The following is a 25,073-nucleotide window of genomic DNA, read 5'->3' as shown; positions in this document are numbered from 1 at the left end:
GCCACCACACCCACAGATTCGTAATCTTTTCATTACGCAGCGAGCGCGACTTCACCCGGCACCAATCGACGGCTAACCTGCTAGAGCCGCCAGCCCTCAGGCGCTCTAACCACGGAAGCCCTATGAGCACCTACGTCATCAATCGCCTGATCTACTTCGACAACGAAGCCTTCGTGCTGTACGCGGCAGCTGCTCCCGAAGAAGTGCTGCGCATCGGCGCCATCGCCAGCCGCTGCCTGGACCAGCTGCTGCAGGCCAACGGACAGATCGTCAGCAAGCGCGACCTGATGAGCGGCGCTTGGGGGGCCTTCGGCCTGGAAGTCACCGACAACAGCCTGGCTCAGGTGGTGCGCCAGCTGCGCGTGGCGCTGGAGAAACTGCAGCCGAACCACGAGCTGATCGTCACCATCCCACGCATCGGCTACAAGATCAGCGAACAGGTGGAGCTGCTCGACGAGACGGCCACCCCTGCCCTACCGCTGGTGCCCGCGGCACCTATGGAAAGCGAACCGCAGCCCGCCACCCAATTGCATACACCGACGCCGCTTCGCGAGCACCGCCATGAGCAGAGCATGGACCTGCTGCTAGGCTTCGCCGCCATCGCCTGCTGGGTTGCGCTGTTCCAGCTGCCGGGCCTGCTGCGCGCACCTACCCTGCCCGAGCGGCCCTTCGTCGAACACCAAGCGGAGAGCATCGACGGGATACGGGTGCACCTGGAAGACATGCCCGGCGGCGCCCTGCAGCCGGACAACCGCCAGCTGGTGGCAGAGGTGAAGAAACTCGCCCCAGTGCTGGACCTGGGCACGCAGGACCTGCATATCTATCGCTTCGCCGACCGCTACCGCAGCCTGGATCTGCTGTGCCAGGGCCAACTGCTGGCGCCCGACAGCCAATGCCTGGGAGTGCAGCCCGATGAGTAGCCGGCGCTGGCGCCACCTCTGGGTATTCCTCGTCGTCGGCGCCCTGAGCCTAGGCGCCGGGGCGCTGGTCAAACGACCGGACGCCCCGCTCGATCTGCTATGCAGCGGGCGCAGTGCGCACATGCTCAAGGCGCCCGCCGGGGCGCAGTGGTTGTTGTATCAGTACTATCTCGACCTACGTGCCGAGGGCCTGGGCGACTACAAGACCAGTGCGCGCCTGCTGGACACCAGCAGCGGCCAGGTCCTGGGCCACCTGCACCGCACCGCCAGCTTCGAGCACCGCCGCGAGGGCCGGCGCCTGCTGATCCATGTGCAGCACAGCGGCAAGAGCGAGACGGACAACCTGCAGGAACCGCAACTGGCCAACCTCGGCCTGTTCCTGTTTACCGAGCAGGCGCGCCTGACCTACCGGGTGCGCCACCTCAGCGCAGACAGCGTGCTGATCAGCAACGGCCTGGGTGCCGTGCTGTTCTGCGAACAGAACCTGCCGCGAAACTGACCGCAGCAGCGCGCAGCCTCAGCTGGCGCATTCCAGCAGCAGCTCGTGGCCGAGGCACGGCAGCGTCAGCAGCAGGCAGGTGGTGTCCTGGGCATCATCCACCTGCAATTCGAGCGCCCCATCCTGGGCCAGCGCCAGCTTCTTCGCCGAATAGGTACCGAGGCCGCTGCCGTTCTTCTTGCCGAGGCTGCTGTACTTGTCAAAGAAGTGCGGGCGGAAGGCTTCGGCCACTGCCGGCTGGTTTTCCAGGCGAATATTGATTTGCTCACCCACCTCCACCGCCACCCGCACGCGGCTGCCTTCGGGGGCCGCCTCGCAGGCGTTTTTCAGCAGGTTGTTGAGCAGCGAATAGCACAGCATCCGGTCGCCCAGAGCCTGGGCGGGCTCGCCCTGCTCCGACTCGGGCAGGCTCAGTTCGATCACCAGCGACTTGGCCTGGTAGGTCATCCGCGCGGCCTCCACCATGCTGCCGAGCAGCGGCGCCAGCTCCACGCAGGCCGGCTGCAGCTTGAAGCGACCGGTCTCGATGCGGTGCAGCACCGCCGACAGCTCGAGCATGTTAAGCACCTGCTGACCGCTGTCTTCCAGCAACCACAGCATGCGTTCCTGCCCCGGCAGCAGGTTGCCACCCTCGAGCAAGCCCTGGGCCAGCCCGAGTATGCCGCTGAGCGGCGCCTTCAGATCATGCCGGGCGATCTGCTCGATCTCCTCGCGCAAGCGTGCCAGTTCCAGCTGCTCGTTGTAGTCAGCCTGCACCTGGCAGTGCCGCTCCACGTGGCGCAGCAGGTTGCTGACCCGCAGGCGCAGCAGGTGCGGGTCGATCGGCTTGCTGACGAAATCCACCGCACCCAGTTCCAGGCCGCGCTGCCGGGCCTCGGGTTCGGTCATGGCGGTGATAAATATCAGCGGGATATGGCTGGCCCGTGGATGGCTGCGCAGCTGGCTGGCCAGCTCGAAGCCGTCCATGTTCGGCATCATCACGTCGAGCAGCAGCAAATCCGGCGGATCATCCGAGGTGCAAATGGCCAGGGCGGCGTTGCCGTCCTGCGCCACGCGCACCCGGTAGTCGTCACGAAACAGGCCGGCGATCAGGCTGAGGTTGTCGGGCATGTCATCCACCACCAGCAGGGTGGGTCGGCGCGGCTCCACCTTCGCCGGCAATGGGGCGGGCTCAACCTGCACGGCTGCCACCGGTATGGGTTGTGGTCGATGACGCATGGCCCGGCCCAGGTGCTGCACGAGGTCCTGGGAGTTATAGGGTTTGACCAGGATGCTGCTCACGCCGCTGGCAATCAGCTGATTGACCTGATCGCGCTCGCACTCGGCGGTGATCATGATGAACGGCAGGTGTGCCAGGCTCTCGCTCGAACGCACCCGGTGCAGCAGATCGAGCCCCGACATCACGGGCATGTTCCAGTCAGAGATCACCACGTCGACATGGCGTGATTCGAGAATTTTCAGGGCTTCCAGGCCATTGTTCGCCAGCAGGATCTGCCGCGCACCGAGCCGGGTCAGCTGGCTGCTGTTGATCCGGCGCATGGAGTCGGCGTCATCGACGACGAGGAAAACGGTTTGCTCGGTAATCATGGGGCTACTCCAGGGCGTCAGGCGCAGTCGGCAACGACGTGCAGTTGGCTAACGCTGAGCTGCTCGGCCTTGGCGTGCAGGGTCTCGTCGGTATCGGCGTAGCGCCGCGCGATGTCCTGGAACTCCAGTTCCAGGCTGAGGAAGGCATCCACCGCAGCCGGATCGAAGTGCCCGCCGCGGCCCTCACGGATGATCGCGACAGCTTTCTCGTGGGGCATCTCCGGCTTGTACACCCGGCGACTGATTACTGCGTCGTAGACATCGGCAATCGCCATCAACCGGGCGCTGAGGGGGATCTCATCGCCACTCAGGCCCTGCGGATAGCCGCTGCCATCCCACTTCTCGTGGTGGCAGAGGGCGATTTCCTTGGCGATGCGCAGAAACGGCACCGGCATGCCGAGCATTTCCTCGGCATGCACCAGCGCCTGATAGCCCAGGCGCGGGTGGTGCTTCATCACTTCGAACTCGTGCGGTTCGAAACGCCCCGGCTTGAGCAGGATGTGGTCGGGAATACCGACCTTGCCGATATCGTGCAGCGGCGCCGACTTGTACAGCAGCTCGATACTCTGCGCGTCCAACTGCGCGGCGAAGCGCGGCTGCTCGCTGAGCCTCTGCGCCAGCACGCGCACATAGTTCTGGGTGCGGCGCAGGTGGTTGCCGGTCTCGTTGTCGCGGGTTTCCGCCAGCGAGGCCAGGGCCAGAATGGTCACGTCGTGCACCGCCTGCAGCTCGCGGGTGCGCTGCGCCACCTCTTCATCGAGATGGGCATTGCGCAGGCGCAGCTGGTCGGCGGCCGCTTTCAGGCGCAGCTGACTGCGCACCCGCGCCAGCAGCACCGTGGGCTCGAACGGCTTGCTCAGGTAATCGGTGGCGCCCAGTTCGAGGCCGTGCCGCTGGTCCTCGGCCTGGTCCTTGGCGGTGAGGAACAGCACGGGGATGTCCTGGGTCAGCGGATTCGCCTGCAGCTGACGGCAGACCTCGTAGCCGTCCATATCCGGCATCATCACGTCCAGCAAGATCAGGTCCGGCGGATTGCGCCAGGCAATTTGCAAGGCCTTGTCGCCGCTGGCGGCCACCCGCAGCTGATAGTGCGGACGCAGTAGCTCGCTCATCAGGTGAAGGTTGGCCGGTACGTCGTCGACCACCAGCAGGGTGGCCTTGCGCTCGCTGATACTCATCCTAGCGTCCTCGAAATAGGCAAATTGCAGATGCAGCGATTAGCCCACAGCGCCGCCTGAGCTGCTCTGAATAGGCCTGAATCGCGCTGAATTTCCATGAAAAGCCTCAGGCGACGCGGCTCAGCCGGCTATCGACGGCCTCGTCCAGACAGGCCAGCGCCTTGTCGAAGTCGAAATCATCGAGTGCCGCCGCCAGTCGCACGACCTGCGCAGGAAACGCCGCACGCAGCAACGGCGCGTGGCTGGCGAAACAGGTCTGCGCCTCGGCATCGTTGTCCGTCAGCAGGTCGGACAGCCGTTCGCACGCCTGCTGCAGCTGCTGTTCATCCACCGCGGTGGCAACCTCCTGCTCACTGGCCGGCAACTGGCGCAGCTGGTCGAGCAAGGGATTCAGCTGCGCCGCCAGCGCGACCAGCAGCGTCTCGCTAGCGGCGCCCGCGCCGTGGCGCAGGTGTTGCTCCAGCGCACCGGCGGCCTTGGCCAGGGCATTCGCGCCAAGCGTGGCGGAAACACCTTTGCAGCCATGCGCCAGGTGCTCTGCAGTAGCCGCGTCGCCCTGCTCTATGGCGCTCTGCAACTGCTCGAGCAGCGAGGCCTGCCCGGTCAGGAACTGGCCTAGCAGCTGCCGGTACAGGGCCTCGTTGCCCAGTACTCGACGCAAGCCGGCCGCCACGTCCACCCCGCTCAACTGCAGCGTCTGCGCCCGATCCGCGACAATCTGCGGTCGGCTCCAACGCTGGCCCAGCCAACGCTGGACCACCGCGTGCAAGGTCTGCGGCTCGAAGGGTTTGCTGATGAAGTCGTTCATCCCGGCAGCCAGGCAGGCCTCGCGGTCCTTGCGCATGGCGTTGGCAGTCATTGCCACCACTGGCAACTCGGCAAGCTCGGGGCGCAGTCGCAGCTCACGGGTCGCGGCCAGGCCGTCGAGCACCGGCATCTGCATGTCCATGAACACCAGCTCATAGTGGTGCAGCGCCAGCCGATCCAGGGCCTCGCGGCCATTGCCGGCAATATCCACCTGACAACCCATGGCGCGCAGCAGCTCGGCCGCCACCTGCTGGTTCAGCTGGTTGTCCTCCACCAGCAGCACGCGGCCGCCCAGCAAAGGCTCCTGGGTCAGCGGACTGCTGGCCAGACTCTCGCTACGCAGCGGCGCATGTGCCGGCTGCAAGTGAGCGGTGAAGCTGAAGGTACTGCCCTGGCCAGGCACGCTGCGCACCGCCACGTCCCCGCCCATGAGCGACGCCAGCTGCTTGGCAATAGCCAGGCCCAGGCCGGTACCGCCATAACGGCGGGTGGTCGAGGCATCGGCCTGCTGGAAGCTGGTGAACAGCTGCCCGCACTGCTGCTCGGTAAGGCCAATGCCGGTATCGCTGACCTGGAACTCCAGGCACAGGCCACGTGCATCGGTGCCACGCAGGGCCACGGCGATCCCGATCTGTCCGCGCTCGGTGAACTTCACCGCGTTGCTCAGGTAGTTGAGCAGGATCTGGCGCAGGCGCAGCGGGTCGCCATGCAGCTGGTCCGGTACCTGCGGCAGCACCTGCAGGTCCAGCGCCAGGCCCTTGCCGAGGATGCGCGACTGCAGCTGGTCGGTCACCTCGTGGAGCAGCTGTTCGAGGCTGAAGTCCTGGGTGTCCAGCTCGAGCTTGCCGGCCTCGATCTTGGAGAAGTCGAGGATGTCGTCGAGCACGCCCAGCAAGTGCCGGCTGGAGTTCTGCACCTTGCTCAGGTAGTCGCGCTGGCGCTCGTCCAGCGCGGTCGTCAGGACCAGGTGGGTCATGCCGATGATGGCGTTCATCGGCGTGCGGATCTCGTGGCTCATGTTGGCCAGGAACTCGGCCTTGACCCTGGCCGCCGTCTCGGCCAGCTCGCGCGCCTCGCGCATCTCGGTGGCTGCAGCCTGCTGCAGCGAGATGTCCTCGACCACCCAGATCGAGCCCTGGGAAAGGTCGCCGGGGCTCACCGCTCGTGCACTGAGGGAAGCCCAGAAGCGGCTGCCATCCTTGTGTTGCACCTTTATCTCGCGGCGGAAAGTCTCGCCGTCATGCAGCTGCCGGCGAATTTCGTTCATGTCCTCTTTGGCCATGGCCGCGCTGGCCCAGATGGTGGGCGGTTGCTGCAGCAGCTCGCCTTCGGCATAACCGAATACCTCGTGCAGGCTGGAGTTGGCCTCCACGATCAGGCCGTCGCGAATGAAGGCGATGCCATAGGGCGCCGCCATCAGCATCGCCCGCTGCTGCTCGTGGGCCAGTTGCAGGTGCCGCTCATGCTGCTTGCGCAGGCTCAGGTCGCGGATCACCGCGCACAGGGACAGGCTATCGCCACTCAGCGAAGGCAGGTCCGAGAGGCGTACCTCGATCGGGAACTCGCTGCCATCGAAGCGCAACGCCCTGCCCTCGCCCACGCTGATCGTGGCGGGGTCGGCGTAGAAGTTCTGCATGATGCTGGCCAGCGCTTCACGCTGGCCGCTCGGCACCAACTCCTTGAAGTGCAGCCCCAGCAAGCCCGCGCTGGGATAGCCGAAAATCCGCTCGCACTCGAGGTTGGCCAGGATGATCCGCCCCTGCTCATCGAACACCAGCATGCCATCAGGCGCCGCCTCGACTATGCCGCGGAACCAGCTTTCCGTGGCCGCCAGGGCCTGTTGCTGCTGCTCCAACTGCTCGGCCTGATGGCGTGCCTGATGCAGCAGCTCTTTCTTGTGTTCACGCTGCAGCAGCAAGCCCCACCAGGCGCAGACCGGCTCGTGCAGGGCGTTCAGCAGCTCCAGCTGCTGGGCGTTCGGCCGCTGGGCCAGGCGCAGATCGACGATGCCGCGCTGCTGGCCGTCGTGCAGCAGCGGCAGGTGATAGTGCAGGCAGTGCTCAGCGTCCGTCACACTCGGCTCGCCCTCGCTGAAAGCGGCGCTGGTGCCCGGCAGCCACTGGCTCAGGCGCTCGATCAGGCAGGCGATGAAGGCCTCCAGGCTGGGGCTAGAGGGCAGTTCCTGAGCCAGCTCGCCGAGACGGTCCTTGGCCCATTGCTGGTTCAGCACCTGCTGGTTGACCTGCCGGTAGGCGTTCAGGGCGCGGGCCAGGGCACCCAGCTCGTTGCGCGCCTGGCAGCCACTGATGCTGCTGATCGCTTCACCCGCCTGCAAGCGCAGCGTCTGCTCGGTCAACAAGCGCAAGGGTTTGATCAGACTGCGCCGCACGAACAGCAACATCGCCAGCACCACATAGGCCATGGTCAGCCCCAGCATCAGTGCGGCGAGGGCCTGGGCCTCTCCGGCCTGCTTGACCGACTCGTTCACCAGCCGGTTATGGCGGGCAGAAATGCTGGCACTGAACTCTTCCAGCAGCGCGCCGACTTCAAGCTCGCTGTGCACGTAGGTGCTCCGCTCCAACTGCAGGCTGGTGCCACTGGTGTGACGCTCCGCCATCGCCTGCTGCTCGGCTTCCATCTGGATTTCGTTGAGCTCGACGGCTTGTCGCAGCAGACGCTGCTCCATCGGCAGCAACGTGTGGGCCTGCAGTTCCTTGAGGGCCTTGGTGAACTTTCGGTCCGCGTGCAGCTGGAAATAGTGTTCGCGATAGAGCTCATCTCCCGACTCCACATAGAGGCGAGCAAACTGAGTCATCCGCCGGTTCTCCGCCAGCAGCAGTGAACTTAGGGTGGTCACTTCGAAGCGCTGCTCGGCCATCCGCAGGCTGTGCTGGTAGTACTGGTCGGCATACCAGACGCTACCCAGGCAGGCGGTGCCAATGATCAGCATGCCGGCGGCCAGCCATTTACTGAGTCTGTCGAGGCTCATGGAAGTCTCCCTCAAGTGGGCGGGGCCAGGCGTGGAACCGGGCCATCCGAGTGAGACGATTGACTCATGGGGCGTACGCAGGGCGCTGTGAAATCCCCTGAATGCGCCTGAAAGACTATGAAATGGCCGCTGAAAAGCGCTGAAAGACCGGCCCCAGGCACCGCCGCGGCGAGTTGGGATCGACAGCTTTTTTGCCAAACGCCTGCGATTAGCCGTCAAGAATGTGTGACAAGCAAGCCATGCAGAGCGCAGATACCGCTTACCGCCGCAGAGGCCGTAATCATTTCTTTACGAAATAGCTTCTCACCACGCCTGATCCACCAGTCCTGCCCTGCTGCGCCCAGACGACATCTGCGGTACTGCTAAGGCAACACAACAAACCCTGTGGCATGTACCGCAGATGAGGAGGCGAGGCGATGAAAACCACGCAGTACGTGGCCCGGCAACCGGACGAACACGGCTTCATCCACTATTCGGACACCGAGCATCAGGTGTGGAACACCCTGATCACCCGGCAGATGAAAGTGCTCGAAGGGCGTGCCTGCCAGGAGTACTTCGATGGCATCGACCAGCTCGGCCTGCCCACCGAGCGCATCCCTCAGCTCGGCGAAATCAACCAGGTGCTGGGTGCCACCACCGGCTGGCGCGTGGCCCAGGTGCCGGCGCTGATTCCGTTCCAGACCTTCTTCGAGCTGCTGGCCAGCAAGCAATTCCCGGTGGCGACTTTTATCCGCACGCCCGAAGAGCTGGATTACCTGCAGGAGCCGGACATCTTCCACGAGATCTTCGGCCACTGCCCGCTGCTGACCAATCCCTGGTTCGCCGAGTTCACCCACACCTACGGCAAACTCGGCCTGGCCGCCAGCAAGGAACAGCGTGTGTACCTGGCGCGGCTGTACTGGATGACCATCGAGTTCGGCCTGGTCGACACCCCGCAGGGCCGGCGCATCTACGGCGGCGGCATCCTCTCCTCGCCCAAGGAAACGGTCTACAGCCTGTCCGAGGCGCCCGAGCACCAGGCTTTCGACCCGCTGGAATGCATGCGCACGCCGTATCGCATCGACATCCTGCAACCGCTGTATTTCGTCCTGCCGCAGCTCAAGAGTCTGTTCGAGCTGGCCCACGAGGACATCATGGGCATGGTCCAACACGCCATGACCCTGGGCCTGCACACGCCGAAGTTTCCGCCGAAGGCCGCGTAGGCTTTAACTCTGGAGGGAGGGGCGAACCGCAAAGCACCCTCTCCCTAATCCTCTCCCGCAAGCGGGAGAGGGAACAGTTCGCGATTAACCTCACCTTCTATGCTCTGCCCACGAATCCCAGAGGAACCCGACATGACCACCCTTGCCCAAGCCCAATGCGAAGCCTGCCGCGCCGATGCGCCGAAAGTCAGCGATGACGAGCTGGCCGAACTGATCCGCGAAATCCCGGACTGGAACATCGAAGTACGCGACGGCCACATGGAGCTGGAGCGCCAGTTCCTGTTCAAGAACTTCCGCCATGCCCTGGCCTTCACCAATGCGGTGGGCGCCATCGCCGAGGAAGTCGGCCACCATCCAGGCCTGCTCACCGAATGGGGCAAAGTCACCGTCACCTGGTGGAGCCACGAGATGAAAGGCCTGCACCGCAACGACTTCATCATGGCCGCACGTACCGATCTGCTCGCCAGCACTGCCGAGGGCCGCAAGTGAGCCACTTCGCCAGCGTCGCCCGGGTGCCCGGCGACCCGATCCTCGGCCTGATCGACGCTTATCGCGCCGATAGCAACCCGGCCAAGCTCGACCTCGGCGTGGGCGTGTACAAGGACGCCCAGGGCCTGACGCCGATCCCGCGCGCGGTGAAGCTGGCCGAGCAGCGGCTGGTGGATAGCGAAACGACCAAGACCTATATCGGCGGCCACGGTGCGCCGGAGTTTGGCGAGCAGCTGCTGCGCCTGGTCCTCGGCGCCGATAGCGCGCTGCTGCGAGACGAGCTGGCCGGCGCCACCCAGGCCCCCGGCGGCACCGGCGCCCTGCGCCTGGCCGGCGAGTTTATCGCGCGCAACCTGCCAGGTCGCGGCATCTGGCTAAGCGACCCGACCTGGCCGATCCACGAAACCCTGTTCGCCACCTGCGGCCTCAAGGTCGGCCACTACCCCTATGTCGACGCCAGCAACCAGCTGCAGGTGGAAGCCATGCTCGCCGCCCTGGCCCAGGTGCCGGTCGGCGACGTGGTGCTGCTGCATGCCTGCTGCCACAACCCGACCGGCTTCGACCTGAGCCAGGCCGACTGGCGCCGCGTGCTGGAAGTGGTCAAGGCGCGCGAACTGCTGCCGCTGATCGACTTTGCCTACCAGGGTTTCGGTGCTGGCCTCGACGAAGATGCCTGGGCCGTGCGCCTGTTCGCCGCCGAGCTGCCGGAACTGCTGATCACCAGCTCCTGCTCGAAGAACTTCGGTCTGTACCGCGAACGCACCGGCGCGCTGATCGTGCGTGCCGCCGACAGCAGCCAACTGGCCGATGTGCGCAGCCAACTGGCTGCCATCGCGCGCAACCTGTGGTCCACCCCGCCGGCCCATGGCGCCGCCGTGGTCGCCACTATCCTTGGCGACAGCCAACTGCATGCTCTGTGGGCCGAGGAAGTAGAAGCCATGCGCCTGCGCATCGCCAGCCTACGCAGTGGCCTGGTCGCAGCGTTGCAACCGCATGGTCTGGATGAACGCTTCGCGCACATCGCCGCGCAGCGCGGCATGTTCTCCTACACCGGCCTGAGCGCGGCGCAGGTACAGCGCCTGCGTGAGGAATTCAGCGTGTATATGGTCAGCAGCGGCCGCGCCAGCGTGGCGGGGATGGCGGAACAGCGCCTGGAATACCTGGCCGCGGCGATTGCCAGAGTCTGCGCCTGACTCGGAGCTTAACGACCCCCTATCCCACTTGTGGGATAGGGGTCGAAGCGATCACTCCAGCTCGTAGCCCGGATGCAATCCGGGGAACCGGCAACTCCGCTCCCGGATTGCATCCGGGCTACGGGATTGCGTGAGCTACGCGATCACTCCAGCGTTTCGTCGTCGCGGATCAGCACGTAGCTGCCATCCGCCAGGTCATAGACGTAGTACATCTGCACTTCGCCATCGACCACCACGGCCGCGTAGTCACCCGGCTCGGCGACGAAATAGCCCTGAGTGCCCTTGACCGCCTCGCTCTCGATGCGCGCGGTAACGAACAGCTCTTCCTCATGGCCATCGAAGTAGTCCTCGCGGGCCAGGGCGTCCCAGTCGGCCGGCGCCACGAAAGCGCCGGTGAAGAGGATGCGTGCATCGCCCAGTTCCAGCTCGTCGGCATCCGGATCGAGATCGTCCGGGCGGTAGACCGTGCAATCCTGGGCATCGGCGTGGTCCAGCAAGCTGTGTGGCGTGGTCATGACTTTCTCCGTAGGGCACGGTCACGCAGGTAGGCCACCACGGCCGCCTGCTCACCGGCAAATTCAATGCGCCCAGCCTTGCTGTCGCGCTGGAAGGCGTACATGGGGTCGTAGTACTCGCGCAGTAGGCCTTCAATCCAGCCGCGATGCAAATCCACGCTACCGCTGCCCTGTTGTTCGGCCAGCGCCGCCTGCATGATCGCCAGCAGGCGCTGGTAACGCTCGCCACCCAGGCGCTTCTGGATATTGCCCAGGCTCTGCAGCAGGCGCTCGGCAAACAGGCGGAAGCCGTCTTCCTCGCCATGCACACCGATGAACTCGGCGCACAGACCGATCACGTAATCGCCGAGGATGCGCTCGACGCGACCTTCGAAGCTGTCTTCCAGCCACACCAGCGGATACGCCTGCATGCCCTGGTGCAGCTCCAAGGGTAACGAGCAGCTGCCGACCAGGCGGCTCTCATCCTCCAGCACGAATTGCTCGATGCCGGCGGCGCGCTGCTTGAGAATGTCGATGGCCAGGCGGTTCTCGAAGTCGATCTGCCCCGGCTGGCCAGTGGCGCGTTTGCCGAAGCTGGAGCCGCGATGGTTGGCGTGGCCTTCCAGATCCAGGCTGTTGCCCAGTTGCGCGATCACCTCGGTCTTGCCGGTGCCGGTCATGCCGCCGACGATGACGAAATCGCACTCGGCCACCGCCTGCTGGGTGGTTTCCAGGAGGAAGGTACGCATGGCCTTGTAGCCGCCGATCACCCGCGGATAGTCGATGCCCGCCTCCGCCAGCCACTGCTGGGTGATCTGCGAGCGTAGGCCGCCACGGAAGCAGTACAGGTAACCCTCGGGGTTGGCCTTGGCAAACGCCGCCCAGGCTGCGACCCGCTCGGCCTTGATCTTGCCGCCGACCAGTTGGTGGCCGAGGGCAATGGCGGCATCCTGGCCATGCTGCTTGTAACAGGTTCCGACCTTCTGCCGCTCGATGTCGTTCATCAGCGGCAGGTTGACCACACCGGGGAAGGCGCCCTTGTGGAATTCCACCGGGGCGCGGGCGTCCATCATCGGCAGGTCATTGAGGAAGATGTCGCGGTAGTCGCTGCTGTTGTCGCGCATCACAGCACCTCTACCGCATGGGTCTGTCGCTCGACCAGCTTACCGATGGGCGAAAGATTCAGGCCCAGCTCGGCGGCCACCGCAAGGAACTCGGCCTCGCCCTCGGGGGTGACGGCGACCAGCAGGCCGCCGCTGGTTTGTGGGTCACAGAGCAGATCGCGCTGGGCGTCGCTGATCGGCGCGATCTTCTCGCCGTAGCTGTCGAAGTTGCGCAGGGTGCCGCCCGGCACGCAGCCCTCGGCCAGGTAGTAGTCGACCCCCGGCAGGCGCGGCACGGCGGCGTAGTCGAGCTGCGCGGTAAGGTTCGCGCCATCGGCCATCTCCACCAGGTGGCCGAGCAGACCGAAACCGGTGACGTCGGTCATCGCAGTAACGCCGGCCAGCTTGCCGAAACGCGAACCGGGCTTGTTCAGCGTGCACATCCAGTCGCGCGCCAGACCGACGTCTTCGGCGCGCAGCTTGGCCTTCTTCTCGGCGGTGGTGAGGATGCCGATGCCCAGCGGCTTGGAGAGGTACAGCTGGCAGCCGGCCGTGGCGGTGTCGTTGCGTTTCATGTTTTTCTTCTCGACCACGCCGGTCACCGCCAGACCGAAGATCGGCTCCGGGGCATCGATCGAGTGGCCGCCAGCCAGCGGGATACCGGCCGCATCGCACACCGCGCGGCCGCCACGGATCACTTCGCGGGCCACTTCCGGCGGCAGCAGGTTGACCGGCCAGCCGAGGATGGCGATGGCCATCAGCGGGTCGCCGCCCATGGCGTAGATGTCGCTGATGGCGTTGGTCGCGGCGATACGGCCGAAATCAAACGGGTCATCGACGATCGGCATAAAGAAGTCAGTGGTCGAGACCACCCCGCGCTCGTCGTCCAGGGCATACACCGCCGCATCGTCACGCGAGGCATTGCCGACCCACAGCTTGGGGTCGAGGTTCTGCGCGCCGCTGCCGGCGAGGATCACTTCCAGCACCTTGGGGGAAATCTTGCAGCCGCAACCGGCTCCATGGCTGTACTGGGTCAGGCGGATCGGCTCGCTCATCGGTCAGGCTCTCGGCAAATCGGAAACAGGCGCGGATTCTAGCAAAGCTGTTCTTTGTCGCCGCGCCTCATATAATCGCCGCCGTTTCTACTACCCTGACGAAGCGCAGGCGCAGCCCACTGCTCGCCCGTTGTCCCTCGTTTTTTCCGCTATTGAACCGGAGAACTCCCATGCTCAAGCGTACTTTGGCGCTCGCCGCCGGCTTTGCCCTGTCCCTGTCCGCCAGCCTGACCCAGGCCGCCGACGTGCTGCGCGTCTCCGCCATTCCCGACGAAGCGCCGACCGAACTGCTGCGCAAGTTCAAGCCGTTGGGCGCCTACCTGGAGCAGCAGCTGGGCATGAAAGTCGAATTCGTCCCGGTCGCCGACTACCCGGCCGTGGTCGAAGCCCTGGCCACCGACCGCCTGGACCTGGCCTGGCTCGGCGGTTTCACCTTCGTTCAGGTACGCCTGAAAACCGGCAACGCCATCCCGCTGGTACAGCGCGAGCAGGACGCCCAGTTCACCAGCAAGTTCATCACCGCAGACGCCAACGTGAAATCCCTGGCCGACCTCAAGGGCAAGACCTTCGCCTTCGGTTCGGTGTCCTCCACCTCCGGCAGTCTGATGCCGCGCTACTTCATGCTGCAGGACGGCATCAAGCCGGAAACCTTCTTCAGCCGCGTCGGCTACTCCGGTGCCCATGACGCCACCGCCGCCTGGGTGCAGGCCGGCAAGGTCGACGGTGGCGTGCTCAACGCCAGCGTGTGGGACAAGCTGGTCGCCGCCGGCAAGGTCGACACCAGCAAGGTCAAAGTCTTCGCCACCACCCCGACCTACTACGACTACAACTGGACCGTGCGTGGCAGCCTCGACCCGGCCCTGGCCGCGAAGATCAAGGCCGCCTTCCTCGCCCTCGACCCGGCCAACCCGGAGCACAAGGCGATCCTCGACCTGCAGGCCGCCAGCCGCTTTATCGAGACCAAGCCGGAGAACTACAAAGGCATCGAGGACGCCGCCCGCGCCGCCGACCTGCTGAAATGACCCTGCGCCTGTCCGGCGCCCGCCTCAGCCACGGCAACGGAGTCCACGCCCTGCGCGGCGTGGACTTGCACATCGCCGCCGGCGAGCGGGTCGCCATCATCGGCCCGTCCGGGGCCGGCAAGTCGAGCCTGCTCAACCTGCTGGCCAGCGCCCTGCAACCGAGCAGCGGCGAGATTCAGCTGCTCGGCGAGCAGCCCTGGCAACTGTCCAGCCGCCAACGCCAACGCCTGCGCGCGCGTATCGGCCTGATCCACCAGGCGCCGCCATTGCCGGCGCGGCAACGGGTGGTTACCGCCGTACTGGCCGGCAAGCTCGGTCAGTGGAGCCTGGGCAAGAGCCTGCTGAATCTGCTGCATCCCGTGGATGTTCCCGGCGCTCGCCGCGAGCTGGCCAAACTGGACCTGGCCGACAAGCTGTTCGCCCAGTGCCAGCAGCTTTCCGGCGGCCAGTTGCAGCGCGTCGGCATCGCCCGCGCGCTGTACCAGGCCCCCGAACTGCTGCTGGCCGACGAGCCGGTGTCGGCCATGGACCCGGTGCTGGCCGAGCACACCTTGAACGTACTGTGCCGGCATGCCGAACAGCACGGCGTGACCCTGGTCGCCAGCCTGCATGCGGTGGAGCTGGCCCTGGCCCACTTCCCGCGGATCATCGGCCTGCGTGACGGACAGATCCTCTTCGACCGCCCTGCCAGCGAAGTCGACCAGGCGCAGCTCGACGCCCTGTATGCCAATGAGCAACTGCTCTCACCGCCCGCGCCCAGCGTGACCCTGAGCCTGCAGATCCCGCGATGCTGAATACCACTACTTTTGCAGTCGCCTGTAGGAGGGGCCTTGGCCGCGACGCTCTTGCGCTGCCCGGGTCGCGGCCAAGGCCCCTCCTACAAAAGCAGGACCGGACAGCGTGGGAGCGGCTTCAGCCGCGATGCCTTTGCGCTGCACCATTCGCGGCTAAAGCGGAATGCCGCCCGGCCGCTCCCCCAGAAAACCTGTACCGCACTGGAACCGCGCAATGCTGAGTCGCGACCCGGCCGCCCTGCCACGCCTGCTGCTGACCCTGCTGGCGCTGGCCCTGTTGTGGCCGGGTATGCGCATGAGCGAGCTGGATCTGGGCGTGCTGCTGCAGGCCGACAGCCAGAGCGAGATGGGCCGTTTCGTCGCCGCCTTCTGGCCGCCGGCGCATGCCCCGGACTTCCTCCAGCTGTTGCTCGACGCCACCCTGCAGACCCTGGCCATCGCCACTGCCGGCATGGCCCTGGCCCTGCTCCTGGCGATTCCGGCCAGCCTGCTGGCCAGCCGCGCGCTGTCGCTGTCCGCCGCCGCCCGCGGCGGGCGCCCCAAACCCTTGGCGCAGTTGCTGCGCTGGCCGGTGCGCGGCCTGCTGATCTTCCTGCGCAGCGTGCCGGAAATCGTCTGGGCCCTGCTGTTCGTCCGTGCCGTCGGCCTCGGCCCCACCGCCGGGGTGCTGGCCATTGCCATCACCTACAGCGGCATGCTCGGCAAGGTCTATGCGGAAATCTTCGAGTCGGTCGACCAGCGTCCGGCCCACGCCCTGCTCCAAGCCGGCAGCGGCCGGCTGGCGGCCTTCGTCTACGGCATCCTGCCGAATGCCGCGGCGGAGCTGACCTCCTACACGGTGTACCGCTGGGAATGCGCGATCCGCGCCTCGGTGGTGATGGGCTTCGTCGGCGCCGGCGGCCTGGGCCAGCAGATCGACCTGTCGATGCGCATGTTCGCCGGCGGTGAAGTGGCCAGCATGCTGCTGACCTTCCTGCTGCTGGTGCTGCTGGCCGACCAGCTCAGCCGCGTGCTGCGCGGGAGGCTGGCATGAACCGGCTGATCAACCTGTTGCTGCTGCTCGGCATCGGCGCGGCGGTGATCGCCTCGTTTGCCTATCTGGGCATCGACCTGGGCGTGCTGATCCAGGGCGACAGCCTGGGCCAGATGGCCGGCTATGTGCGGCGTTTTCTCAGCCCGGACCTGAGCACCGCGCACCTCGCCGCCATCGGCCGTGGCGCAATGGAAACCCTGGCCATGTCGGCCCTCGGCACCCTGCTCGCGGCGGTGTTCGGCCTGTTGCTGGCCTTGCCCGCCGCCGGGCGCTTCGGCTGGTCGCTGCAGAGCGCCGCGCGTTTGCTACTGAATGCCCTGCGCGCTATTCCCGAGTTGGTCTGGGCCGCGCTGATGGTGCTGGCCGCAGGCCTAGGTCCAAATGCCGGCACCCTGGCCCTGGCCCTGCATACCGCAGGCGTACTCGGCCGCCTGTTCGCCGAGGCGCTGGAAAACACCCCGACCGCACCGGCCGAGGCAATTCGTTTGCAGGGCGGCAGCCAGGTCGCGGCGTTCTGCTACGGCACCCTGCCCAACCTGTGGCCACAGCTGTTGGCCTACTGCCTGTACCGTTGGGAAAACAATATCCGCATGGCCAGCGTACTCGGCTTCGTCGGCGCCGGCGGCCTGGGGCAGATGCTCTACGTCAGCCTCAGCCTGTTCCAGGAGGCCCAGGCCAGCACGGTGATCCTGGCCATGCTGGTGCTGGTTTTCGGCGTCGATGTGCTGAGCGGCTGGACGCGGCAGCGCTGGGTACGGGCGTAGGGCGGGTGAAACCCGCGGTGCGCGCCACGCGGGTTTCACCCGCCCTACTCGGCACCAAAGCTGGTCACCACTGTCCAACCCGGCGCGGCACCGCTCAGGCGGCACGGGCCGGTCATCATTGTTTCGGGAGCTGTCCTTGCCTTCTGTTTTCTCACGTCGCCCCTTTCGCCTGACCGCCTTGCTTGGCGGGCTCGGCCTGGCCGCCTCGGTGCTGGCCTGCCCGAGCGGGCAGCAGCAGGTCTGTGCGGTGGTGTGCTTCTGTGCGCCGATCAGTCAGGCGGACATCGAGGTGCTCTACGAAGACGTCAGCCAGATGGCCGCCTCGGGCCTGGAGCAATGGCTGCTGCAGTCACGCGAGACGGCGGCAGCCAGCGGCACCCTGCCCATCCCCCTGCATATCCGCGCCCAACTGGAGCCCTACTACGGCATCGGCGTACTCGACGCGGCGCGCTACAAGGTGGGTGACGGCGAAACCCTGAGCGCCGCCAACACCATGCTGCAGAACCCCGATGTGCAGGCGGTGACGCTGATCGACATCATCGTTTTCCGTAACGCCGCAGACGCGCAGGACAACCTCGCGCTATGGGCCCACGAGCTGTTGCATGTGCAGCAATACCAGCAATGGGGCGTGCGCGAATTCGCCCGCCGCTACACCCGCGACCACGACGCCATCGAAGCCCCCGCCTACAAGCTGCAAATCGAAGTCACCCGTGCGCTGCGCGCCCAGGTGGCGCAGCGCGCTCCGGCACGCTAGGGCTTCGTCAGAAAGGCGCGTGATAGGTGCGGTGCGCGTTGGCCGCCTGAATTCCCGGATGCAATCCGGGGCAGAGCCGCCTGAGGTCCCGGATTGCATCCGGGCTACGATCTCCCGCCTCCGGCTCGCGAGGCCGTCAGGCCTGGCAGGCGTCCGCTTCGCCTCCCCCGCAGTGGCCATACTGCAGGCGGTCGCGGCCCTGTTGCTTGGCCTGATAGAGCAGGCGATCCACCGCCTCGATAAAGGCCAGCGGCGTGTCGTGCGCTTCGGGAATGATGGTGCCGACGCCCAGACTGACCGTCACCAGCTGCGCCACGTTGGACTGCTCGTGGGCAATCTGTTCCTTGCGCACCAGCTTGCGACAGCGCTCGGCGATCTTCTGCGCCGACTCGCCGTCGGTCTCCGGCAGCACCAGCACGAACTCCTCGCCACCGAAGCGCGCCACGCAGTCGCGCGGGCGCGCCGCCGCACTCTGTAGGGTTTGGCCGATGCGTTTGAGACAGTCGTCGCCGCGAATGTGGCCGTAGTGGTCGTTGAACTGCTTGAAGTAGTCGATATCCAGCAGGATCAGCGACAGCGGCCGGCGGGTACGCTGGGCGTTGCCCCATTCGATGTCGAGGATCGAGTCGAACATGCGCCGGTTGTTGATTCCGGTCAGGCCGTCCTTGTAGGAGTACTCCTCCAGCTGCCGCTGCAAAGCCAGCAGTTGTTCCTCGGTCTTCTTGCGCTCGCTGATGTCGAACATGAAGCCGACCAGCGCCTCGGTCTCGCCGTTGGCGTCACGCATTACGTGCACCACGTCGCGGATCCACACGTAGTCGCCATTTTTGGTCAGCGCCCGGTAGTCGGCCTCGTGGTCGATGCCGCACTGCGACTGGGCGATGCAAAAGTTCACCACCCGCTCGCGGTCCTCTTCATGGATGCGCTCGGCCCAGTCGTTGGCGCTGATCCAGCTCTGCTGCGTCCAACCCAGCAACGGCTCGATCTGCGGGCCGATATAGGCAAAGGTCATGCTCTTCCAGTCGATCTTCCAGGGAATCGCCTTGGTCGACTCGAGCAGGGTCTTGTACACGGCGTGATCCGCGTCGGCGGGCAATATGGGGTCGAGCATGGCGGCATTCCTCAAGGCTATGCCGCAGAAATTATGCCGGGTGGCGCTAGAAGTCCACCTTGCCGCGCCCGGCCTTGATCGCCCCGCGCTTGCTCTTGCCTTCCAGGCGGCGCTTCTTCGAGCCCAGGGTCGGTTTGGTCGGACGCCGTGCCTTCTCGGTCTTGCCGGCGCTGCGGATCAGCTCGGCCAGTCGCTCCAGGGCATCGGCGCGGTTCTGCTCCTGGGTGCGGTACTGCTGGGCCTTGATGATCACCACGCCTTCGGCGGTGATACGGTTGTCGCGCAGTTCCAGCAGGCGTTCCTTGTAGAACGGCGGCAGCGAGGAGGCCTGGCTGTCGAAACGCAGGTGCATGGCGCTGGACACCTTGTTGACGTTCTGCCCGCCGGCGCCCTGGGCGCGGATGGCGGTCAGCTCGACTTCATCGTCAGGCAGGTGGACGCTGTTGGAAATCACCAGCATGGACAGGGCCAGGAACGGCTGAGGGGCGCTCAGGATAACCCGGCGCCCGTCGTTCCCGCGCGTGTTCCCGTCGCGCACGCCGCTGCAGGCGCTAGAGCCAGCGGAACGGCTCGGTCGTCTCCCGGGCTGCCTTGAGGCCGGACGGCAACCCCCGCCTGGCATTCACCCCTGGCAGTCGCCGGTGCAGTTGACCATCCACGGCACGCTAAAACGGTCGGTGAGCATGGCGAAGCCCTCGGCCCAGAAGGTCTTCTGCAGTTCCATCTGCACCGAGCCCTGGGCTGACAGCGCCCGATACAGGCGCTCGGCCTGGACCATGTCATCGGCCTGGATCGAGATATGGCAGCCCTTAATGCCGTCATAGGCATCACCGGGCATGGTGTCTGAGCCCATCAGCAGCTCGCCGCCGGTGTTCAGGCTGGCGTGCATGGTGCGGTCGCGGTGCTCCGGCGCCACGTCACTGCAGGCCGGGCTGTCGCCGAAGGACATCACCACCAGCTCGCCGCCGAGCACCTCCTGGTAGAAACGGAAGGCCTCGGCACACTGGCCGTTGAAGATCAGGTAGGCATGGATTTTCATGATGGACTCCTTACGTTTTGCTCATCTGCACCCGCAGGCGCTCTTCCTGCTCGCGCAGTTCGGGGGTGAACTCGGCGCCGAAATCCTCGGCCTCGAAGATCTGCCGGATCTCGATTTCCGAATCGCCCGGCATCGGGTTGGGACAGCGCTTGACCCAGTCGATGCAGGCCTGCAGCGACTCCACTTCCCACAACCAGAAGCCGGCGATCAGCTCCTTGGTTTCCATGAACGGGCCATCGACCACGCTGCGCTGGCTACCGGAGAACTTCACCCGCACCCCTTTGCTGCTCGGATGCAGCCCCTCGCCGGCCTTCATCACGCCGGCCGCCACCAGTTCCTCGTTGTATTGGCCCATGGCCGCCAGCAGTTCCTCGCTGGGCATCACACCGGCTTCCGAATCCGCAGTGGCCTTGACTATCACCATGAATCGCATCGTTGATTCTCCTTGTTGGTCATTAAAGGAACCGAGTTGTGCAACGGTTCTAGCCAATAGTCGAACCGCTGTCAGGCAAATCGACAGGTCGCTGAAACTTTTAGTCGGAATTTCTGCAAAGCCAGGAAACCAACTCGGCGGTAAGTTAAGCAGCTGACTTTTCCAGGGGGTAACAGCATGGATTCGCTCACCCAGGCGGTGCTCGGCGCCAGTATTCAGGGCGCGTTGCTCGGCCGCTGGCAGGGCCGCCGCGCGCTGCTGTACGGCGCCATACTCGGCACCCTGCCGGATCTCGATGTGCTGATCGACTACGGCGACGCCGTGGCCGACATGACCTATCACCGCGGCTTCAGTCATTCGCTGCTGGTGCTCAGCGCCCTGGCCCTGCTGATTACCCTGGTCGCCCGGCGCCTGCAGCCCAACCCCGGTTACTCGGCGCGACGGCTGTTCCTGACCATCTGGCTGGCGCTGATCACCCATCCCTTGCTGGATGCCTTTACCAGCTACGGTACCCAGCTGCTCTGGCCTATCGCCCTGCCGCCGGTGGCCTGGTCCTCGGTGTTCATCATCGATCCGCTGTACACCCTGCCCTTGCTGGTGGCGGTGATTGCCGGCCTGCTGCGTGGCCTGCGCGAGCGGCCGCAGTGGCTGGCCATCTGCGCCCTGGGTGTGTCCAGCCTGTACCTGGCCTTTACCGTGGCGGGCAAGTGGATGGCCGAGCAGAAGGTCGAACAGGTCCTGGCCCAGCGCGGCATCCAGGCCGAGCAGCTGTTCAGCACGCCGACGCCCTTCAACAGCCTGCTCTGGCGGGTCATCGTGATCGACGGTGAGCACTACCACGAGGCCCTGGTCGGCTGGCTCGACGATAAACCGCCACAACTGGAACGTATCCCGCGTGGCACGGCGCTGGCCAAGCCTCTGCAGCATTCGCCCCAGCACGCACGCCTGGCCTGGTTCACCCACGATGTGCTGCGCTACGACCAGATCGGCGATCAACTGATCGTCACCGACCTGCGTCTGGGCATGACCGGCTATCACCCGTTCCGCTTCATCTTCGCCGAGCGCCGCGATGGGCGCTGGCAGCCGCTAGCCAACGTCGAGCGCCTGCCCTTTTCGCGTGGCCAGCCCGAACACCTGCTGGTGCTCTGGCAGCGCATCTGGAACGACCGCGAGCCCGTACAACTACTGAGTTGGGCCAACGCCCTGCAAGGAAAACCCTGAGCTCCGGCGCTCTTTATCTCAGCTAGGCTTGACGAAAAGCCGACACTGGAGAGGCCAGCATGAACATCCGCCAGAAAATGATCGCCTGTGGCGCCATCAGCGTGATTGCCGCCGCCCTGCTCGGCGGCATCGGCTTCTGGGGGCAGACTCAGCTGGCGGCAGCGCTGGCCGAGAACGAGTTGAGCGTCAGCGCCCTGCGCAACCACCTGGAAGGCGACATGATGCACGACGCCCTGCGCGCCGACGTGCTCGCCGCCTTCTACATCGAGCCCGGTGACAGCGCGGCAGCCGAGCAGGTGCGCACGGATCTGCGCGAACACAGCCAGTGGTTCCAGCGCACCCTGGCAGACAACGCCAAGCTGCCGCTGAGCGAGAACATCCGCCAGGCCATCGCCGAATCGCAGCCGGCACTCACCGAATACATCACCCAGGCCGAGCGCATCGTCGCCCTGGCCCTGACCGACCCGCAGGCCGCGCGCAGCGAAATGGTCGGCTTCGACCAGAGTTTCGAAGTGCTGGAAGAAAAGAATGAGGCCCTCAGCGGGCTGATCGAAGACCACGCCGCGCAGACCCGCAGCGACAGCGAAGGCGCCGTGCGCCAGGCGGCCTGGCTGTTGATCGGCGGCATATTGGTGGTCTGCTGCCTGCTCTGCCTGCTCACCACCCAGCTGATGAAGGCCGTACTGCGGCCCCTGGAAAAGACCATCGCGGTGGCCAGGGCTATCGCCCAGGGCAATCTGCGCAGCGTGATCCATATCGACAGCAACGACGAAGCCGGCCAGTTGCAACAGGCCCTGGCCGACATGCAGGGCAACCTGCGGCAGATGATCGACAGCATCCGCCACGAGGGCGAAGCCCTGCAGCACACCGCGCAGAACCTCAACGGCGCGTCGCAAAGCATCGTCAAGAGCGCCAGCGAAGAATCGGACAGCGCCACCAGCATGGCCGCGGCCATGGAAGAGATGATCCACAACATCGACCAGATTGCCGGCCACGCCCGCAGTGCCCAAGCCATTTCCTCGCAATCGGAACAGCTGGCCAGTAGCGGCGGCCAGGTGATCATGGGCGTAGTGGAAGGCATGAGTCGGATCGCCGAAGCGGTCAACGAATCCTCCAGCACCATCACCGCCCTGGGCCAGTCATCCGAGGAAATCCACTCGATCATCCAGGTGATCAAGAGCATCGCCGAGCAGACCAACCTGCTCGCCCTCAACGCCGCCATCGAGGCCGCACGGGCTGGCGAGGCCGGTCGAGGCTTTGCCGTGGTCGCCGACGAGGTGCGCAACCTGGCGGCGCGCACCGCCCAATCGACCCAGGAAATCACCGGCATGATCGAACGCATCCGCAGCAGCACCGAGCAGGCGGTGAGCAGCATGCAGACCGGCGTAGACCGGGTGAACGATGGCGTGGCCCTGGCCCGCCAGGCCGGCGAATCGATCAACGAGATCCGTGGCGGCGCCCAGCGGGCTGCGGAGATGGTGGAAGAGATTTCCCACACCATCAGCGAGCAGAGCAAGGCCAGCAGCGAAGTGGCCCAGCGCGTCGAACATATCGCGCAGATGTCACAGAGCAACACCCGCACCGTGCACGAACTGGCCGATGCGGCGCAGAGCCTGGACCGCGTGGCGCGCAGCATGCAGAGCTCGGTGCTGCAGTTCCAGACTTAGCTCCGTTCTGTTGCGTAGGAGCGAGCTCTGCTCGCGAAGCTCTATCGGATACCCAGTTCGCGAGCAGAGCTCGCTCCTACAGTCGTAGCCCGGATGCAATCCGGGAACAGGCAGCCCCGCTCCCGGATTGCATCCGGGCTACAACTGCTAGTTCCTTTGCCCCCCAGAAAAAAGCCCGGCCTGAGCCGGGCTTTTTCATGCCTGCAGGTGTCAGCGGTTGCTGACCTCGGCACTCGGGCTACCCGCCGCCAGCTTGATGCGGTAGCAGACCCAGATTAACAGCACCCACACCGGCATCGCATACACCGACACCTGAATCCCCGGAATCAGCAGCATCACACCCAAGATGAACAGCACGAAAGCCAGGCAGATGAAGTTGCTCAGCGGGAACCAGAAGGCCTTGAAGCTTGGCTCCACGCCCCTGGCCTGCATGGCCCGGCGGAACTTGATATGGGTCAGGCTAATCATCGCCCAGTTGATCACCAGGGACGCCACCACCAGCGACATCAGCAACTCCAGCGCACCCTCCGGCGCCAGGTAGTTGACCAGCACGCAGAGCAGGGTCACCGCCGCCGACAGGGCAATGGCCAGCACCGGCACGCCACGGCTGTTGACCTTCATCAGCGCCTTAGGTGCATCGCCCTGCTCGGCCAGGCCGTAGAGCATGCGGCTGTTGCAGTACACACCGCTGTTGTAGACCGACAGCGCGGCAGTGAGCACGACGAAGTTGAGGATATGCGCGGCAGTGTCGCTGCCGATCAGCGAGAAGATCTGCACGAAGGGGCTGCTGCCGTAGGCATCACCGCCGGCGGTGAGGGTCTGCACCAGGCTGTCCCAGGGGTACAGCGAGAGCAGCACGGTCAGCGCGCCGATGTAGAAGATCAGGATACGGTAGACCACCTGGTTGATCGCCTTGGGGATCACCGTTTTCGGCTGGTCCGCTTCGGCGGCGGTGATGCCGACCAGTTCCAGGCCGCCGAAGCTGAACATGATGATCGCCATCATCATCACCAGGCCCGAGATGCCATTGGGGAAGAAGCCGCCATGGCTCCACAGGTTGCTGATGCTCGCCTGCTCGCCGCCGGCGCCGCTGAACAGCAGGTAGCAACCGAGCAGGATCATGCCGATGATCGCCACCACCTTGATGATGGCAAACCAGAACTCGGTTTCACCGAAGGCTTTGACGTTGACCAGGTTGATCGCGTTGATCAGCACGAAGAACGCCGCCGCCGTGGCCCAGGTAGGAATCCCCGGGTACCAGTACTGCACGTACTTGCCCACCGCGGTGAGCTCGGCCATGCCGACCAGCACGTAGAGCACCCAGTAGTTCCAGCCGGACAGGAAGCCGGCGAACGGCCCCCAGTAGCTGTGGGCGAAGTGGCTGAAGGAACCGGCCACCGGCTCCTCGACGATCATCTCGCCGAGCTGGCGCATGATCAGGAAGGCGATGAAGCCGCCGATCGCATAACCGAGGATCATCGACGGCCCGGCGCTCTGCAGCACCCCGGCCGAGCCGAGGAACAGGCCAGTGCCGATGGCGCCACCGAGGGCAATCAACTGGATATGGCGATTCTTCAGGCCGCGCTTGAGCGGGCCGGCGTGCAGATGTTCGGACATCAGCGAAGGCTCCGCAGCGAACGGAGGGCAAGGCAAGTGCAAGGCATGGGGTCACCTGACTGTCGAAGTGAGCCGTCGGACTCGTGATCCATTACGGCAATC

General features: G+C 65.4%; 23 protein-coding genes. 12 read left to right on the top strand and 11 right to left on the bottom strand.

Annotated features, from left to right (window positions below; genetic code table 11):
* The first annotated feature begins 122 nt into the window (after positions 1–122).
* Positions 123–920, top strand: coding sequence for a winged helix-turn-helix domain-containing protein (locus HNE05_RS07685; protein WP_173205183.1), 798 nt, complete (start codon positions 123–125; stop codon positions 918–920).
* The gene (locus tag HNE05_RS07680) at positions 913–1,419 is read left to right on the top strand and encodes a hypothetical protein (RefSeq protein ID WP_173205179.1); all 507 of its coding nucleotides are present in this window, start codon (positions 913–915) and stop codon (positions 1,417–1,419) included. Before HNE05_RS07685 ends, HNE05_RS07680 begins: the two co-directional genes overlap by 8 nt.
* Positions 1,420–1,437: 18 nt before the next feature.
* Here the strand turns inward: HNE05_RS07680 and HNE05_RS07675 are convergent, their stop codons facing one another.
* From HNE05_RS07675 to HNE05_RS07665, 3 genes are all read right to left on the bottom strand, one after another.
* Positions 1,438–3,006 carry an ATP-binding response regulator gene (locus tag HNE05_RS07675; RefSeq protein ID WP_173205176.1) on the bottom strand — a complete coding sequence of 523 codons (1,569 nt, stop codon included), beginning with the start codon at positions 3,004–3,006 and terminating at the stop codon, positions 1,438–1,440.
* 17 nt (positions 3,007–3,023) lie between these two features.
* Positions 3,024–4,184 (bottom strand): response regulator, encoded by a 1,161-nt coding sequence (locus HNE05_RS07670; protein ID WP_173205172.1) that lies wholly within the window; start codon positions 4,182–4,184, stop codon positions 3,024–3,026.
* Positions 4,185–4,290: 106 nt separating this feature from the next.
* Positions 4,291–7,980 (bottom strand): PAS domain S-box protein, encoded by a 3,690-nt coding sequence (locus HNE05_RS07665; RefSeq protein ID WP_173205169.1) that lies wholly within the window; start codon positions 7,978–7,980, stop codon positions 4,291–4,293.
* A gap of 416 nt (positions 7,981–8,396) precedes the next feature.
* Between HNE05_RS07665 and phhA the strand changes: the two genes are divergently transcribed.
* The 3 genes from phhA (at position 8,397) to HNE05_RS07650 (ending at position 10,864) form a co-directional block, all read left to right on the top strand.
* A complete protein-coding gene (gene phhA, locus HNE05_RS07660) occupies positions 8,397–9,182 on the top strand; it encodes a phenylalanine 4-monooxygenase (RefSeq protein WP_173205166.1) in 786 nt (261 codons plus the stop codon).
* A gap of 132 nt (positions 9,183–9,314) precedes the next feature.
* A complete protein-coding gene (locus HNE05_RS07655) occupies positions 9,315–9,671 on the top strand; it encodes a 4a-hydroxytetrahydrobiopterin dehydratase (RefSeq protein ID WP_173205163.1) in 357 nt (118 codons plus the stop codon).
* Positions 9,668–10,864: an amino acid aminotransferase gene (locus HNE05_RS07650; RefSeq protein WP_173205160.1), complete on the top strand. Its 1,197-nt coding sequence runs from the start codon at positions 9,668–9,670 to the stop codon at positions 10,862–10,864. The genes HNE05_RS07655 and HNE05_RS07650 overlap by 4 nt, the downstream gene beginning before the upstream one ends.
* A gap of 143 nt (positions 10,865–11,007) precedes the next feature.
* Here the strand turns inward: HNE05_RS07650 and HNE05_RS07645 are convergent, their stop codons facing one another.
* The 3 genes from HNE05_RS07645 to selD are packed head-to-tail and all read right to left on the bottom strand — an operon-like array spanning position 11,008 to position 13,516.
* Positions 11,008–11,379 carry a hypothetical protein gene (locus tag HNE05_RS07645; RefSeq protein WP_173205157.1) on the bottom strand — a complete coding sequence of 124 codons (372 nt, stop codon included), beginning with the start codon at positions 11,377–11,379 and terminating at the stop codon, positions 11,008–11,010.
* The gene (mnmH, locus tag HNE05_RS07640) at positions 11,376–12,482 is read right to left on the bottom strand and encodes a tRNA 2-selenouridine(34) synthase MnmH (RefSeq protein ID WP_173205155.1); all 1,107 of its coding nucleotides are present in this window, start codon (positions 12,480–12,482) and stop codon (positions 11,376–11,378) included. Before mnmH ends, HNE05_RS07645 begins: the two co-directional genes overlap by 4 nt.
* Positions 12,482–13,516, bottom strand: a complete 1,035-nt coding sequence (selD, locus tag HNE05_RS07635; RefSeq protein ID WP_173205153.1) for a selenide, water dikinase SelD — start codon at positions 13,514–13,516, stop codon at positions 12,482–12,484. Before selD ends, mnmH begins: the two co-directional genes overlap by 1 nt.
* 170 nt (positions 13,517–13,686) lie before the next feature.
* Here selD and HNE05_RS07630 point away from each other — a divergent pair, with 170 nt between their 5' ends.
* From HNE05_RS07630 to HNE05_RS07610, 5 genes are all read left to right on the top strand, one after another.
* On the top strand, positions 13,687–14,538 hold the full coding sequence (locus tag HNE05_RS07630; RefSeq protein WP_173205150.1) for a putative selenate ABC transporter substrate-binding protein: 852 nt from the start codon (positions 13,687–13,689) through the stop codon (positions 14,536–14,538).
* Complete coding sequence (locus HNE05_RS07625; protein WP_173205148.1) at positions 14,535–15,332, top strand: phosphonate ABC transporter ATP-binding protein; 798 nt, start codon at positions 14,535–14,537, stop codon at positions 15,330–15,332. The genes HNE05_RS07630 and HNE05_RS07625 overlap by 4 nt, the downstream gene beginning before the upstream one ends.
* Before the next feature lie 163 nt (positions 15,333–15,495).
* On the top strand, positions 15,496–16,365 hold the full coding sequence (locus HNE05_RS07620; protein ID WP_420826993.1) for a PhnE/PtxC family ABC transporter permease: 870 nt from the start codon (positions 15,496–15,498) through the stop codon (positions 16,363–16,365).
* Complete coding sequence (gene phnE, locus HNE05_RS07615) at positions 16,362–17,129, top strand: phosphonate ABC transporter, permease protein PhnE (RefSeq protein ID WP_173205142.1); 768 nt, start codon at positions 16,362–16,364, stop codon at positions 17,127–17,129. The genes HNE05_RS07620 and phnE overlap by 4 nt, the downstream gene beginning before the upstream one ends.
* A gap of 136 nt (positions 17,130–17,265) precedes the next feature.
* The gene (locus tag HNE05_RS07610) at positions 17,266–17,883 is read left to right on the top strand and encodes an eCIS core domain-containing protein (protein ID WP_173205138.1); all 618 of its coding nucleotides are present in this window, start codon (positions 17,266–17,268) and stop codon (positions 17,881–17,883) included.
* Between the two features lie 136 nt (positions 17,884–18,019).
* Here the strand turns inward: HNE05_RS07610 and HNE05_RS07605 are convergent, their stop codons facing one another.
* The 4 genes from HNE05_RS07605 to HNE05_RS07590 form a co-directional block, all read right to left on the bottom strand.
* Positions 18,020–18,994, bottom strand: a complete 975-nt coding sequence (locus HNE05_RS07605) for a diguanylate cyclase (protein ID WP_173205135.1) — start codon at positions 18,992–18,994, stop codon at positions 18,020–18,022.
* A 46-nt stretch (positions 18,995–19,040) separates the two neighbouring features.
* Entirely contained in the window at positions 19,041–19,454 is a 414-nt protein-coding gene (gene arfB / locus HNE05_RS07600; protein ID WP_173205132.1) for an alternative ribosome rescue aminoacyl-tRNA hydrolase ArfB, read from the bottom strand.
* Positions 19,455–19,616: 162 nt separating this feature from the next.
* Positions 19,617–20,033: a VOC family protein gene (locus tag HNE05_RS07595; protein ID WP_173205129.1), complete on the bottom strand. Its 417-nt coding sequence runs from the start codon at positions 20,031–20,033 to the stop codon at positions 19,617–19,619.
* A gap of 10 nt (positions 20,034–20,043) precedes the next feature.
* Positions 20,044–20,466, bottom strand: coding sequence for a YciI family protein (locus HNE05_RS07590; RefSeq protein ID WP_173205126.1), 423 nt, complete (start codon positions 20,464–20,466; stop codon positions 20,044–20,046).
* 177 nt (positions 20,467–20,643) lie between these two features.
* On the opposite strand from HNE05_RS07590, the gene HNE05_RS07585 reads away from it, so the two are divergent.
* Positions 20,644–21,687: a metal-dependent hydrolase gene (locus HNE05_RS07585; protein ID WP_173205123.1), complete on the top strand. Its 1,044-nt coding sequence runs from the start codon at positions 20,644–20,646 to the stop codon at positions 21,685–21,687.
* Between the two features lie 59 nt (positions 21,688–21,746).
* Positions 21,747–23,354, top strand: a complete 1,608-nt coding sequence (locus HNE05_RS07580) for a methyl-accepting chemotaxis protein (protein WP_173205119.1) — start codon at positions 21,747–21,749, stop codon at positions 23,352–23,354.
* A 210-nt stretch (positions 23,355–23,564) separates the two neighbouring features.
* On the opposite strand, the gene HNE05_RS07575 is transcribed toward HNE05_RS07580, so the two are convergent.
* Positions 23,565–24,974, bottom strand: coding sequence for an amino acid permease (locus tag HNE05_RS07575; RefSeq protein WP_173211629.1), 1,410 nt, complete (start codon positions 24,972–24,974; stop codon positions 23,565–23,567).
* Between the last annotated feature and the right edge of the window lie 99 nt (positions 24,975–25,073).

Source organism: Pseudomonas campi (genome assembly GCF_013200955.2).
Classification (GTDB): Bacteria; Pseudomonadota; Gammaproteobacteria; order Pseudomonadales; family Pseudomonadaceae; genus Aquipseudomonas; species Aquipseudomonas campi.
Note: the sequence above shows the minus strand (reverse complement) of the source record. Positions and strands in the feature narration are given on the sequence as shown.

Coding starts and splice junctions, on each gene's coding strand:
- HNE05_RS07685 (WP_173205183.1), top strand. CDS start 123: ATGAGCACCTACGTCATCAATCGCCTGATCTACTTCGACAACGAAGCC.
- HNE05_RS07680 (WP_173205179.1), top strand. CDS start 913: ATGAGTAGCCGGCGCTGGCGCCACCTCTGGGTATTCCTCGTCGTCGGC.
- HNE05_RS07675 (WP_173205176.1), bottom strand. CDS start 3,006: ATGATTACCGAGCAAACCGTTTTCCTCGTCGTCGATGACGCCGACTCC.
- HNE05_RS07670 (WP_173205172.1), bottom strand. CDS start 4,184: ATGAGTATCAGCGAGCGCAAGGCCACCCTGCTGGTGGTCGACGACGTA.
- HNE05_RS07665 (WP_173205169.1), bottom strand. CDS start 7,980: ATGAGCCTCGACAGACTCAGTAAATGGCTGGCCGCCGGCATGCTGATC.
- phhA (WP_173205166.1), top strand. CDS start 8,397: ATGAAAACCACGCAGTACGTGGCCCGGCAACCGGACGAACACGGCTTC.
- HNE05_RS07655 (WP_173205163.1), top strand. CDS start 9,315: ATGACCACCCTTGCCCAAGCCCAATGCGAAGCCTGCCGCGCCGATGCG.
- HNE05_RS07645 (WP_173205157.1), bottom strand. CDS start 11,379: ATGACCACGCCACACAGCTTGCTGGACCACGCCGATGCCCAGGATTGC.
- mnmH (WP_173205155.1), bottom strand. CDS start 12,482: ATGCGCGACAACAGCAGCGACTACCGCGACATCTTCCTCAATGACCTG.
- selD (WP_173205153.1), bottom strand. CDS start 13,516: ATGAGCGAGCCGATCCGCCTGACCCAGTACAGCCATGGAGCCGGTTGC.
- HNE05_RS07630 (WP_173205150.1), top strand. CDS start 13,687: ATGCTCAAGCGTACTTTGGCGCTCGCCGCCGGCTTTGCCCTGTCCCTG.
- HNE05_RS07625 (WP_173205148.1), top strand. CDS start 14,535: ATGACCCTGCGCCTGTCCGGCGCCCGCCTCAGCCACGGCAACGGAGTC.
- HNE05_RS07620 (WP_420826993.1), top strand. CDS start 15,496: ATGCCGCCCGGCCGCTCCCCCAGAAAACCTGTACCGCACTGGAACCGC.
- phnE (WP_173205142.1), top strand. CDS start 16,362: ATGAACCGGCTGATCAACCTGTTGCTGCTGCTCGGCATCGGCGCGGCG.
- HNE05_RS07605 (WP_173205135.1), bottom strand. CDS start 18,994: ATGCTCGACCCCATATTGCCCGCCGACGCGGATCACGCCGTGTACAAG.
- arfB (WP_173205132.1), bottom strand. CDS start 19,454: ATGCTGGTGATTTCCAACAGCGTCCACCTGCCTGACGATGAAGTCGAG.
- HNE05_RS07595 (WP_173205129.1), bottom strand. CDS start 20,033: ATGAAAATCCATGCCTACCTGATCTTCAACGGCCAGTGTGCCGAGGCC.
- HNE05_RS07590 (WP_173205126.1), bottom strand. CDS start 20,466: ATGCGATTCATGGTGATAGTCAAGGCCACTGCGGATTCGGAAGCCGGT.
- HNE05_RS07585 (WP_173205123.1), top strand. CDS start 20,644: ATGGATTCGCTCACCCAGGCGGTGCTCGGCGCCAGTATTCAGGGCGCG.
- HNE05_RS07580 (WP_173205119.1), top strand. CDS start 21,747: ATGAACATCCGCCAGAAAATGATCGCCTGTGGCGCCATCAGCGTGATT.